General features: G+C 35.2%; 12 protein-coding genes. 6 read left to right on the top strand and 6 right to left on the bottom strand.

The window, feature by feature from the left end; genetic code table 11:
• Positions 1–409: 409 nt before the first annotated feature.
• Positions 410–538, bottom strand: a complete 129-nt coding sequence (locus JOC48_RS21500; protein ID WP_275580718.1) for a hypothetical protein — start codon at positions 536–538, stop codon at positions 410–412.
• A 406-nt stretch (positions 539–944) separates the two neighbouring features.
• Positions 945–1112 carry a hypothetical protein gene (locus JOC48_RS06670; protein WP_204498298.1) on the bottom strand — a complete coding sequence of 56 codons (168 nt, stop codon included), beginning with the start codon at positions 1110–1112 and terminating at the stop codon, positions 945–947.
• 345 nt (positions 1113–1457) lie between these two features.
• Here JOC48_RS06670 and JOC48_RS06665 point away from each other — a divergent pair, with 345 nt between their 5' ends.
• Complete coding sequence (locus JOC48_RS06665) at positions 1458–2030, top strand: hypothetical protein (RefSeq protein WP_204498297.1); 573 nt, start codon at positions 1458–1460, stop codon at positions 2028–2030.
• A gap of 163 nt (positions 2031–2193) precedes the next feature.
• Here JOC48_RS06665 and JOC48_RS06660 read toward each other — a convergent pair whose 3' ends face one another.
• The gene (locus JOC48_RS06660; RefSeq protein WP_204498296.1) at positions 2194–2706 is read right to left on the bottom strand and encodes a ferritin-like domain-containing protein; all 513 of its coding nucleotides are present in this window, start codon (positions 2704–2706) and stop codon (positions 2194–2196) included.
• Between the two features lie 202 nt (positions 2707–2908).
• Here JOC48_RS06660 and JOC48_RS06655 point away from each other — a divergent pair, with 202 nt between their 5' ends.
• From JOC48_RS06655 to JOC48_RS06645, 3 genes are all read left to right on the top strand, one after another.
• The gene (locus JOC48_RS06655; RefSeq protein WP_204498295.1) at positions 2909–3565 is read left to right on the top strand and encodes a hypothetical protein; all 657 of its coding nucleotides are present in this window, start codon (positions 2909–2911) and stop codon (positions 3563–3565) included.
• Positions 3566–3653: 88 nt separating this feature from the next.
• Entirely contained in the window at positions 3654–4217 is a 564-nt protein-coding gene (locus JOC48_RS06650) for a redoxin domain-containing protein (RefSeq protein WP_204498294.1), read from the top strand.
• Positions 4218–4376: 159 nt separating this feature from the next.
• The gene (locus tag JOC48_RS06645) at positions 4377–4664 is read left to right on the top strand and encodes a putative quinol monooxygenase (protein WP_204498293.1); all 288 of its coding nucleotides are present in this window, start codon (positions 4377–4379) and stop codon (positions 4662–4664) included.
• Between the two features lie 104 nt (positions 4665–4768).
• On the opposite strand, the gene JOC48_RS06640 is transcribed toward JOC48_RS06645, so the two are convergent.
• The 3 genes from JOC48_RS06640 to JOC48_RS06630 form a co-directional block, all read right to left on the bottom strand.
• Positions 4769–5209: a S1 domain-containing RNA-binding protein gene (locus JOC48_RS06640; RefSeq protein ID WP_204498292.1), complete on the bottom strand. Its 441-nt coding sequence runs from the start codon at positions 5207–5209 to the stop codon at positions 4769–4771.
• Positions 5210–5384: 175 nt separating this feature from the next.
• Positions 5385–6941 carry an ABC-F family ATP-binding cassette domain-containing protein gene (locus tag JOC48_RS06635; RefSeq protein WP_204498291.1) on the bottom strand — a complete coding sequence of 519 codons (1557 nt, stop codon included), beginning with the start codon at positions 6939–6941 and terminating at the stop codon, positions 5385–5387.
• 281 nt (positions 6942–7222) lie between these two features.
• Positions 7223–7423: a cold-shock protein gene (locus JOC48_RS06630; RefSeq protein WP_204498290.1), complete on the bottom strand. Its 201-nt coding sequence runs from the start codon at positions 7421–7423 to the stop codon at positions 7223–7225.
• 355 nt (positions 7424–7778) lie between these two features.
• On the opposite strand from JOC48_RS06630, the gene JOC48_RS06625 reads away from it, so the two are divergent.
• Both JOC48_RS06625 and JOC48_RS06620 read left to right on the top strand, forming a co-directional pair.
• Positions 7779–8726 carry an alpha/beta hydrolase gene (locus tag JOC48_RS06625; RefSeq protein WP_204498289.1) on the top strand — a complete coding sequence of 316 codons (948 nt, stop codon included), beginning with the start codon at positions 7779–7781 and terminating at the stop codon, positions 8724–8726.
• Positions 8727–8797: 71 nt separating this feature from the next.
• A complete protein-coding gene (locus JOC48_RS06620) occupies positions 8798–9463 on the top strand; it encodes a ribonuclease H family protein (RefSeq protein ID WP_204498288.1) in 666 nt (221 codons plus the stop codon).
• Positions 9464–9481: the final 18 nt, after the last annotated feature.

Here is a 9481-nt window from a genome sequence, read left to right as displayed (position 1 = left end):
CATAGTAATACTGTACAACCTTTTCTTTAAATTCTTTCGTGTATCTTTTATTACTCACAAAAATCTCCCCTTATAGCGACAACGTAACACCCCACTAGTGCTGTGTCTACTATAAGGGGATAATATCACAGACCCCTTTTGGGAAAGCACCACAAATTACTAAGTTTGATTGATGGAAATAATCGAAATATTACATAACTATTCGGAGTTTGATGTTTTTTATAACTTTTTATAAAATGAAGGGTTCAGACCACTATTGCTGGACACTTGTCCATACAGGAGGTCTGCCCCTACTATTTATGAGGAAAACGAGATGGCGAGTTGCTTAGTGGTATAAGGTGACAAGGTAGTTGAGGTGTTATATTTGGGTGTAATAATGGCAGGCAGTTAGATTTTTAATTCCAATTCACTATCTATTCTTCTTTAATAATTCATCCAAACGACGTTTACCTTCTTCAGTTAAATAATAATTTTCACCCTTTAATAGTTGTTTTGCCAATTCTACAGTCATATCTTGCGTTTTTTTATTTCCACCCATACCTTATTCCTCCTTTCATGTTTACAATAATATATTCCTATTTAATAGACTTGAAAGGGACAAGGATACCAAGTATTGCGCGGATTTTTATATTTATCTTTACTCTATTTGCTAAAAAAATTTTTTTGTATGCCCGTCCGTGATTAGTATAAAAAATAAAAACCCACTTTTGTGAAGACAAGTGGGCTTTATTTCTTATATTGTGATAAAGATTTGGTCGTGCCGGTTTAGACATTTCCAATTAAGTATAAGTACTACCATCAAGTGGTTTTGGATATGATTATTGGATCCCAATAGCAAGGATGACTTTTGCTAAATAATTAGACAAGCATTTAAATAATAGTTGAAATGTCTACTTTATTAAGACTGTGCGCCGGACAAATAGGAATCTGCTCCTTTTTTATGGTTAGAGCTCTTCTAATTCTTCTTCAAAATAAAAGGTTTCAGGATGCTCCTTTATAGTATAGGAGTAGCGCTTCATATTTTTTACATAACTCCAGTTAGTTATCGTTACTGTTTCTAATGTTTTTTTTAGGCGCACTTTTTGATCCTGTTTGAATTTATTTTTTTCCATATTACGTTCCCTCACCTTCTAGAAAGTAAATATAGTACTATAGGAATTCTTTTTGTAGGTTATCCATTTTAATGTAGAAAAATGATAAAGTTTTACTCACCATTTTTTAGAAATAAGGATAAGGTATTGCCACCTACCAGTTACTGTTTGAGTCTCTTAAGTTTGACAGTCTATGGAAAGAATAGCAACTATTTTTATCATTAGAAGGTCACAGCCATTTTTTAGTACGTAGTGGTGATCATGATGAAAATATTCTTTTTGCTAAGATGTTGGCCGTTCCAATATAAGACATCGCCAATAAAATGGTAATAAATCAAAGTAAAGGATCAGAAAGGAGATGTTAATATGTTGGATTCTTGGCATAACTATATAAAAAAAAGAGACTTGGACTACTGGGACCTTAAACAGCAAATCGAGCATGAGGGCTATTTTGGTATTAGTTCGAAAGGTTGTCATGTAAAAAAGAAAAAACATGTGGACCGTGGCTGTTGCTGCTATGAATGTGGATGTGATAATGCTTGGTATATGAAAAAAAAGCATGATAGGCACGACTGCTGCCAAGGTTGTGGATGTGATTATGAAAATTGTCACATGAAAAAACATGGGAGACATACCTGCTGCCATGGCTGTGGATGTGTTGATGAAATAAGGCATATGAAAAAGAAAAAGCATGGGAGGCACGACTGCTGCCAAGGTTGTGGATGTGATTATGAAAATTGTCACATGAAAAAGCATGGGAGACATACCTGTTGCCAAGGTTGTGGCTGTGGATGTGTTGATGAAATAAGACATATGAAAAAGAAAAAACATGGTAGGCACGGTTGCTGCCATGGCTGTGGATGTGTTGATGAAATAAGGCATATGAAAAAGAAAAAACATGATAGACACGACTGCTGCTGTGATTGTTATTGCAGATAGGTTTATGAATGAAACAAAGCGGTTACTATAGCATGACTTTTGCTGAATTTTTAGACAAGCATCCGGGTATAGGAGAAATAGCTACATCTAAATATAGTAGTCCAAGGTATGTACACCATACGAAGACATTTGTCCATCTGAGGGGTCAGACCCCTCAGGGACATTATAGTGAATTATACAATACTCCAAATTGTGTGCTGTGTTCTAATTCATCTACCATGGCATAAAAAAAGGTGTCTTTCACTAGTGGGTCTGGACTTGATAATTTTACGTCTCGGTAAAATTCGGCTGCTTCTAATTCAGCCTTTAATGCTTTCAAAATGCCATCCTTGTAAGTAGAGAATTGAATTTGTTGAATTTCGTATTGGGGATGATGATTTGTCAGATGTACATATAGTTTTGTAAATGCTTGAAGGTGCTTCAATTCATCTTCATAAGCATGCTCAATAAACGCTTTGTGTAATGAATCTGGTGCCTGTTTTAATAAACGAGCATAAAAATGTGCAGCTGTTGCTTCATCAACAATCGATTTTAAGATGTCATCAGTCAATTTGGTGAAGGATTGATCACCTACAATTGGTAAAAAAGGTATGTTAAAACCACTGTTGGACCTGAATAAGCTGTTTTGTTGATAATAACTTGGATAAGAATAATAAGGGGGATAGTAGTTATTCATCGTTTAATTCCTCACTTCTTTTTCATTGTTAGCCTATGTTAAATAGGTGAAAAGGGTGCAGGGGGGTTACTTCTTAAAAGAAGGCTGTGTTAAAGTTCGGTGTGACTAGAATTTTAATTCGAGAGCGGTAGAGGCAAATGTAAATTCTCTATCGTATAGCTATTTAAATTGTATGATTTAAGGACAGAAGGAGGTTTTATTTATGCCATCAGCATGGTTCATTGGTCCTCTCGTTATCAAAAGCTCGTTAATTATTCTTCTCGCTAGCTTTATTATAGGATTTGTTTCTTTTCGTTTCACCAGTCCATTTACAAAAACAGAAACAAAGGAGCAACTTAACGAAATAGGAAATGTACTAATAGTATTCGTGATTTTTTTATGGGTTGGAAAAATAATGGTTCATTTTCAAACATTTTTGAACGATCCACCTGCAATTCTTGCTTATCCTAGTGATTCAAGAGCATTTTATATCGGAATATTTTTAACGTTTGTTTATGCATCATATAAAATGGTGCGCGATTATCAGCATTTCCTCCGTTTATTTTTCTCATGGATTCATGTGTTTTTTCTTGGATCGTTCTTGTATGAATTTCTTCAAATAACATTGGGAAGTGGTACATATACCTGGGGTTATTTAGGGCTATTAGTTGTTCTGATCATTATCATCATTTTGTTACAGGGGAAAATTAAATTGGAATTGCTTGTATCAATTGCAGTGTTAGGATGGAGTGCTGGTCAAAGTATCTTATCTATATTTTTTCATACAACAGTTTTTCAGTTTACTTTAAGTCTATTTTTTTACTTAGCGATGTTTGTTGGATGTTTATCATTCATTATTTATCGAAAGTGGGGAAAATAATGAAAGGGATCTATTTAGCATAATGCCGTATTAGTTTTATGATAAGTAAATCACACCACGGTTTATCATCGTAAGGAGGTATTTGTAAATGAAGAAAGTGATCATGGTTGCTGTTCTTCTTGGAATGTTCGGTTGGGCTGTCTATGATTTTACGAACGATCTTTCGCGTGAACAAGCAAATGAAGAAGTTAGTGCTTATTCTGATGAGGAAGGATCAACTGATGAAAAAGTGGGTCTTGAAGTAGAAAACCAAGCACCCGATTTTCATCTTCAAACATTAGACGGGAAGGAAGTAAGACTATCTGATTATCGAGGTAAGCGAGTGATGGTAAACTTCTGGACTACTTGGTGTCCACCGTGTCGTGCAGAAATGCCAGATATGGAAAAATTCTATCAAGAGAAGGACATTGAAATTTTGGCAGTTAATTTAACAGAATCAGAATCCAGTGTGAAAAATGTTACAAACTTTGTGCAGGAGTTTAACTTAACTTTTCCAATAATATTAGATAAAGAAAATGTTGTCGGAACACAATATAGAATACGCCCGATACCAACGTCCTATATGATTGATGCAAATGGGATTATTCATTTCAAAACGTTTGGCCCAATGAACTATGAAATGATGGTTCAAGAGTTTGAAAAAATGAAATAGATAAAAATTGACTTCACTGCCGTTTTTTGCATAAACTTTTAGCAGAGAAGTAGAAGAGGGGTTTTCATACAAAAAACTTCAACAATCGTAATAGGATGAGACGAAGGCTGAGTTTTTCTAAAGATTTTTATTAATAATTTAGAGTAGGAGGAAGCTAACTTGAATATTATTCATGCACATTTTAAAGTGAAACCGGAGTATCGTAACATGTTTCTAGAGCACGTAAAGCCATTGATTGAGGGATCACAAGCAGAGGAAGGCAATATTAGTTATCGTTTGTTTGAGGATACAGAAATACATAACACATTTATTATGGTGGAAGAGTGGAAAGATCAAAGTGCCATTGACTTTCACAACCAAACAACTCACTTTAAGCAATTTGGACAAGTCGCTGGTGATTTTTTCCTCGAACCCCCAGAAGTCGTCACATATAAAGTTACCAATTAAGTAAAAGGGGTCAGACCCCCAGAAAAAATAAGAAAACGAAGAGCCTGCTGTTACAGAATAGCAGGCTCATTTGTATACCACATTTATATATAGTCATAAGAGTTTTATCCGCGTCTGCCGCCTCGGCCACCACGCTTTGATTCGGTGTTACGATTCAGACTGGATAAATTTTCTTCACTTGTTTTTAAAAATTGAGCTAATTTGTCTTCAAAGCTTTCCTTAGACTTGAAATTATTCTTTGAACGGAAGTCTTTTGTATTTTTTCCTGGACGAGAAGTACGTTGGGAATAAGAAGAACTCTTTCTTTCTGGTCGATCGACTGCCTTTTTAATGGATAAGGCAATTTTTCCTTCTTTCTTATCCAATACTTTGACTTCTATTTGGTCGCCAACTTTCAGATGGTCATTGACATCTTTCACAAAGCTGTCCGCTACCTCACTAATATGCACCAAACCAGTTGCACCCTCAGGTAATTCTACGAACGCTCCGAAATTAGTAATTCCTGTTACTTTACCTTCTACCTTACTACCTACTTCGATTGACAAAAAATTTCCTCCTTAATCATGTTAAAGACCAACTTATTATAGCAAGTTATTTGTTGAATAGCAATTGGTAATTATCCCAATATTTATTGATTGGGTAATGATATGAAAGCGTATTATTATTTTACCATCCATTAACAGAAATCATTCATCTAAAGATACTAATACTGATTTTCTGCTAAAAGACTTTCGTCGTCCAAGTTTCACAGTTCCATACATCAGTAACGATATCTTCGTAAAAATCTGGTTCGTGTGAAATTAACAGAACACTACCCTTATAGTCTTTAAGTGCACGTTTTAATTCATCTTTTGCATCACGATCTAAGTGGTTCGTTGGTTCGTCCAGAACAAGCAGATTTGTTTCCTTATTAATTAATTTACAAAGTCGAACCTTTGCTTTTTCACCACCACTTAATACTTGTACCTTACTTTCAATATGCTTTGTTGTTAAGCCGCATTTTGCCAAGGATGTACGAACTTCGTATTGGTTAAAGTGACGGAATTCTTCCCAAATTTCCTCGATACACGTGTTTTGATTGGAAACCTTAATTTCTTGTTCAAAGTAACCAATATGCAAATGGTCGCCTCGTTCAACAGATCCGGATAACGGTTGAATTTCTCCAAGAATACTTCGGAGTAATGTTGTTTTTCCGATTCCATTTGCACCAGACAAGGCAATTTTTTGCCCGCGTTCCATGGCTAAAGTAAGCGGCTTTGATAGAGGTTCATCATAACCAATTACGAGGTCTTTCGTTTCAAACAAATACTTGCTAGGTGTACGAGCTTGTTTGAAATGGAATTGAGGCTTTGGTTTTTCAGCATCGAGCTCAATGACATCCATCTTATCTAGTTTTTTCTGTCGTGACATAGCCATTCTACTTGTTGCTGCATTTGCTTTATTTCTCGCTACAAAATCTTTTAAGTTGGCGATTTCCTTTTGTTGTTTTTTATAAGCTGCTACCTGCTGTTGTTTTTTCATTTCATAGACACGTAGGAATTCGTCATAATCCCCTGGATAGCGTGTTAACTGTTGATTTTCCATATGGTAAATTAAATTCGTAACACTGTTTAGAAATGGAATGTCGTGTGAAACGAGAATAAAAGCATGATCATATGCCAATAGGTAATGCTTTAACCATTCTATATGCTCAACGTCCAAATAGTTTGTCGGCTCATCGAGTAAAAGAATATCTGGTTTTTCTAGTAATAACTTGGCGAGCAATACTTTTGTACGTTGGCCACCGCTTAAGTCGTGAACATCGCGCTCTAATCCGAACTCATTTAAGCCAAGGCCGTTTGCAATTTCTTCTACTTTTGCATCAATCGTGTAGAAATCATTGTTCGTTAAAGAATCCTGCATCCGACCGGTTTCTTCAAGAAGGCTTTCAAGTTCATCTGGTTCCACTTCTCCCATTTTACTGAACAATTGATTCATCTCTGTTTCCATATCATATAAATACTGAAAGGCAGTTCTTAATACGTCACGAATCGTCATCCCTTGCTTTAGTACCGTGTGTTGGTCCAAATAGCCAACTCTTGTATGTTTAGACCACTCAACCTTACCTGCATCTGGGTCGAGTTTGCCTGTAATAATATTCATAAACGTTGATTTACCTTCACCGTTGGCACCAATTAATCCGATGTGCTCTCCAGCTAATAAACGAAAAGAGACGTCATCAAAGATTGCACGATCACCAAATCCGTGGCTTAAATTACTTACTGTAAGTAAACTCATGTTAAAAACACCTTTTCCTTTAAAATCATACTTTACCTATTATATCGGGGAACAACAAAAAGTGATAGTACTTATTCGCATGAATGTATTACCAGTTATAAATATTGGTGGATCAAAATTAATACTCAAAGAAAAAAGGGGAGTTAATGAAAAAGCAATGCTTACTCTAATACAGTAAGTCTTGCTTGTTTATACGATGAAATGTGTGCAGATAATTGCTGAATTTTTTTAACGATAAAAAAGGCTCTCTCCCAAAGGGAAAGAGCCTTGTAAGACAATATTTATGCTACAACAACATTTGTTGCTTGAGGTCCACGTTGACCTTCTTCAATACCAAATGTTACGTTTTGACCTTCTTCTAATGTTTTAAAGCCATCACTTTGAATCGCAGAAAAGTGTACAAATACATCATCTCCACCTTCTACTTCAATAAAACCAAAGCCTTTGTCTGCGTTAAACCATTTTACTTTACCTGTGTTCATATGTGTTTCCTCCTAGTGCTTTATCGCACATTAAATTACTATTACTGTCCTCATATTCATTCAAGACAAAAACTTATTAGGTATTTCGGCTATCCTTCATCATATTCCGAACAACAATAATTGAGCTTAAGCATAACACATCAAAGAAATAAAAGATACACTCTTTTTTTAAAAAAGATTTTAACACACGAAAATCGTCCGTAATCTCCCACTTTCCCACTAAATGAAGTTCCGCTTTATTTCACTTTGAAGAAAAATCACATTGAAAGTATATACATAGTATTTCATTCGTTTAGAAAAAATGATATAGAGTAAATATTCGATAAAAAGTTTTTTTCTAATGAAGGGGATTATTATGGACAAGACAATAGAGATGAAAAAGGTATTCGATCGGTTATCGAGCAATAATCAGACGTTTGATTTTCATACACCGGTTGAAATGAATGCTGACCTCAAGGAATACTTAAATTATTATGATTTCAATCATGAAAAAATTGCGTTTCATTTTGGAAAAGTAGAAATAGGAAAAGCAAAAGTTATTGTACAGATGTTTGCTCCGAAATCAAGTAAAGGAACAGTCATTTTATTACATGGTTATTTGGATCATGTCGGACATTTAAGACATATTATTAACTTTTTAAATGAGCATCAGTATACAGTTGTCAGTTACGATTTACAGGGGCATGGACTTTCAGATGGAGATGCCGCTTCTATTAATAAATTTGAAGACTATGTCTTGACACTCGAAACACTCATGGAAAAAGTTAAGGAGGAGTTGGATGGCCCATTTTATGCTATTGGTCATAGTACGGGTGGTGCAATTCTCTCTAATTACGCTTTAAAACATGTGAATCATTCGTTTGAAAAAGTTATTTTTGTAGCACCGTTGGTTAGGTCAAATTTTTGGTATTTAACCAAGATAGGTATTTACCTAATGAAAGCAGTTCCTTTTATCCAAAGAGTTAAGAGAAATTTTCGGAAAAATTCTTCTAGCCATCAATATCTCGATTTTGTACGCTCAGACCCATTACAACCTGATGTAATTCCATTAGATTGGACAGACGCGTTAATTGAGTGGAACGAAAAGATACAATCATATCGTCCTGTTCATACAAAAACTTGTATTATTCAAGGGACTGACGATGAAACTGTGGATTGGAAATACAACATAAAATTTTTAACCGAAAGTTTTCCGGATTCCAAAGTCGTTTACATTGAAAACGGGAAACATGCATTGTTTAATGAATCCAGACCTATTAGAGAATTAGTTTGTTCGTTTATTCATCAATTCATAAATGAGTAAGGTTTCTTACAATTTGTCATAATAGAAACTATACAGACTAAAAATTTTAGCATTGCTAGGAGGGCTTTTTCATGAATGTCAGAATAGAAGTTACCTATAAAACAAGAAAAGGGTTAGAAACAACGTTTAGCTCGGATGAAATGCGAGCAGGGGAAGCATTAGTTATTGCTGAAGACTTGGAAAAGACTGGTCGTGTCAAACATATAACATTCATTGATAGACGTGAGAATACATGGACGACGAAGGAGCTAAACAAATATTTGGAGGGTATTCAAACTGAACCACATAATGTGACCGTTTATTTTGATGGTGGTTTTGATTTAGAAACAAAAAAATCAGGCTTGGGCTGTGCGATTTATTATGAGCAAAATAACAAATCATTGCGGCTTCGTAAAAACGCTCAAGTAGATGAGCTTAACACAAATAATGAAGCAGAGTATGCCGCACTTCATCTTAGTTTACAGGAGTTGGAGCTTTTAGGGGTTCATCATTTACCAGTTACCTTTATAGGTGATTCCCAAGTTGTGATTAATCAGTTAGATGGCGAATGGCCGTGTGTGGAAGAAGAATTAAATAAATGGGCAGATCGAATTGAAAAGAAGCTGGACCAACTAGGAATTGATCCGATATACGAAGTAGTCTCTAGAAAAAAGAATAGAGAAGCAGACCATTTAGCCTCACAAGCATTGAAGGACACTGAAATCTCGAGCACAAGTGAGATAGAACAAAATAAATAAGAAGGGGTCAGACCCCTC

The organism is Aquibacillus albus (assembly GCF_016908325.1).
GTDB lineage: Bacteria > Bacillota > Bacilli > Bacillales > Amphibacillaceae > Aquibacillus_A > Aquibacillus_A albus.
This window is presented reverse-complemented; position numbering and strand designations above follow the sequence as displayed.